2 protein-coding genes are annotated in these 2,858 nt (G+C 58.0%); one reads left to right on the forward strand and one right to left on the reverse strand.

From position 1 onward, the window contains the following. The coding region (locus BSU04_RS13135; protein ID WP_256982653.1) for an Ig-like domain-containing protein at positions 1-2,537 on the forward strand (2,537 nt) is incomplete at its 5' end. A gap of 54 nt (positions 2,538-2,591) precedes the next feature. On the opposite strand, the gene BSU04_RS47080 is transcribed toward BSU04_RS13135, so the two are convergent. Continuing rightward, a partial coding sequence (locus BSU04_RS47080) for a hypothetical protein (protein ID WP_218827274.1) occupies positions 2,592-2,858 on the reverse strand: 267 nt, incomplete at its 5' end.

Here is a 2,858-nt window from a genome sequence, read left to right on the forward strand (position 1 = left end):
CGGTTCCGAAGAACGGTTCGACCGACGACAACCATCCGGCGATTTCAGGCACGGGCGTGGCAGGTGATGTCGTGCACGTGATAGACAAGGGCGTTGAAATTGGTTCGACCACGGTGAACCCGTCTGGCAACTGGACGTTCACGCCGGTCACGCCGCTGGCAGATGGCGCACATGACATCACCGCTACGCAGACGAACCCGGCAACCGGTGCAACGAGTAATCCGTCGACGGACTTCCCGTTCAAGGTTGACACCACGGTTCCGCCGGTGCCGACCATTAGCGGTGCGACAGACAACGTTGGTCCGGTTGTAGGCCCGATTCCGGCCCACGGCACGACTGACGACAATGATCCGGTGATCGCAGGCAAGGGCGTGCCGGGTGACATCGTGCACGTGCTGGATAACGGCGTTGATATTGGTTCGACCACGGTGAACCCGTCGGGCGACTGGACGTTCAAGCCGACGGTTCCGCTGGCGGATGGTCCGCATGACATTACGGCTGAGCAGTCGAACCCGGCTACGGGCGCAACCAGCGGCCCCTCGCAGGACTTCCCGTTCAATGTTGACACGACCACGCCTGTAGCGCCTTCGATCACGCAGGTGCTGGATGCTGTGGGTGCTGTCACGGGTCCGGTGCCAATCAACGGTACAACCGACGACAACGATCCGGTGATCAGCGGCAAGGGCGTTGCAGGCGACATCGTGCACGTGATGGACAAGGGCGTTGAAATTGGCTCGACCACGGTGAGCGGCACGGGCGACTGGTCGTTCAAGCCGGCGACCGCGCTGGCTGACGGTGCGCATGACCTTACCGCAACGCAGGCCAACCCGGCCACGGGCAAGTTAAGCTTGCCGTCAAACGACTGGACGTTCACGGTGGATACGGCTCTGCCGAAGGAAACCGTCGCGATCAGCAGCCTGTCGGATCACACATCAGGTGCCAATATTCCGGCAGGTAGCTCGACCAGTGACACGTCGCCAGTGGTTCATGGTTCGGTGTCGTCGTCGTTGCTGAGCGGTGAGACGCTGGTTATCTACCGCGATGGTCAAAAGGTTGGAGTTGCAACCATGAACGGCACGAGCTGGACGTTCAACGACTCGGGCCTGACGATTGGAAATCACACCTATACGGCGCAAGTTGAAAATAGCATGGGGCATGGCCCAACGTCCGATCCCTACGCGTTTAGCGAGATCAGCCCGCTGCCAGCGGAAACCGTCAGCATCTCGAACCTGATCGACGATTCGGGAAGCAGTAATGTGAATGTGCCGAGTGGCGGTCAGACCTATGACACCTCGCCGATCGTAAACGGCACGGTGTCGAGCCCACTGTTGTCAGGCGAAACGTTGGCGGTCTATCTCGATGGCAATAAGGTCGGGAACGCAACGGTAAACGGAACTTCATGGTCGTTTAACGGCTCTGGCGTTTTGCCAGGTAACCACACTTATACAGCGCAAGTGGAAAATTCGGTGGGTCATGGCTTTGCTTCAAATCAGTACAACTTTACTGAGCTTGCAGGCAACGGCGGCAAAGTGGCGGCGTTTTATGTTCGCCCGAATTACACTGGCACAGGTACAGGTACATACACGTTTGAAATGGACTTGACCGGTTGCTTCGTCAATGGGGTGCAAGTGACGGTGTCATCTGCGTATATTACTACGCAAGACGGGGTCAACGACTACCTTGCGTTCCCTACCCAGATCCCGGGAACGCAGATATGGTCCATCCAGCTGCCTACCGGTGTAGGTGCAGCTAAGAACGCGTATGGCTTGACATGGAACGTTGTCGGGATATCAGGGGGAGTGGTCGATACCCATTCAATAACGAGTCTGATAGCGAGCCCCGGTGTGTGGTTTGCGTTTAACGCCATACCAGCGGGATCTGGGTTGACAACACCGCTTACCGGGGTGCATGCCACATTGGCCGTGCAACACGACGCATCCCAAGTCGCCTCGGTAGAGGACGCGACTTTGATAACCGACAATGGTCAAGCGCATCATACTGTTGTTGGTGAACATGACGCCTTCACCGGCACGACCGGGCATGACACGGTGGACCTGAACGCAGATCCCACGTCATACTTTAAGGAAACCACGGCCCACATCCAGGGCAGTACGGTGCATCCCACGGAGGCAGCGGGTGTGACGCCTGCCGCTAACACGTTGCACCTGACCGGTGATCATCAGGTTCTCGACCTGACCTCGCTGACTGGCCAGACGGCGGCGGCGAAGATTTCGGGTATTGAAGTGATCGATCTTGGCGGCCATACGAACCACCTGAATCTGTCGCTGACTGACGTGCTGAACCTGGGCGAGCAGGACCTGTTCCAGAAGGACGGCAAGCAGCAGATGATGGTGAACGGCTCGGACGGCGACTCCGTGGACCTGTCGAACGCGCACATTGCGGGCGTGGCGGACGGTGTGTGGCATCAGGAAGGTACGGCGCAAGTCGGTGGCGTGACGTACAACGTGTACGAGCACTCGGGCGCGCACACGGAACTGCTGATTCAACAAGGTGTGCAGATCGCCTTGCATAACTAAGCAGTTGATGTGACAGCGGGCGTTTCCAGTATGGAACCGCCCGCTCGCTGAAAATCAAGTAGAAAAAAAGCCGTTGCCGGAGCGATCCTGCAACGGCTTTTCCGTTTCAGCGCAAGCGCGGTTCGCGCTCGCAATTTCAATTTCTTCAAACGTGTGGCTAAGCGGTTCGCTGGTTCGGCGAATCGCGCCGCATGCTATATCCCAGTCACACCCGCTGCCGCATTTAGGAAAGGTCCAATATCCACCCGTGTGAGCGTGGTGCAGACTCCAGAGGTTTGACAGCGAAATGCTGAGTTTCACGCTTGCGCGCAATGACTCCTT

Source organism: Caballeronia sordidicola (genome assembly GCF_002220365.1).
GTDB lineage: Bacteria > Pseudomonadota > Gammaproteobacteria > Burkholderiales > Burkholderiaceae > Caballeronia > Caballeronia sordidicola_C.